Below are 274 nucleotides of genomic sequence, written 5' to 3' on the forward strand. Positions count from 1 at the left end.
CACCTGGACCCGGTTGTCATCGGCCGATACCGGTGCGGAGATTCACTGGTCCACCCACGGCGTGAAGGCCATCGCCGGCGCGGAGATCAGCGTCAGAGCGGGCTCCGAGACCGAACCCCAGCGTGCCACCGCGGCGATGCGCCGAATCATCCAGGATTTCCCGGAACTGGCATCCAACGACTGGACGGTGTCTCCCACTCATAAGGACGGGATTCTCGTGCACTACTCGAAACTGGCACCCAGTCCGATCCACTCGGACCGCAGCCCGCGGTTC

1 protein-coding gene is annotated in these 274 nt (G+C 64.6%); it reads left to right on the plus strand.

All coding sequences use genetic code 11. The annotated features are described in order from the left end of the window. On the plus strand, positions 1-274 hold a 274-nt coding region (locus tag GV790_RS30880; RefSeq protein WP_218586511.1), incomplete at both ends, for a hypothetical protein.

Source organism: Nocardia cyriacigeorgica (assembly GCF_010858045.1).
Classification (GTDB): Bacteria; Actinomycetota; Actinomycetes; order Mycobacteriales; family Mycobacteriaceae; genus Nocardia; species Nocardia cyriacigeorgica_E.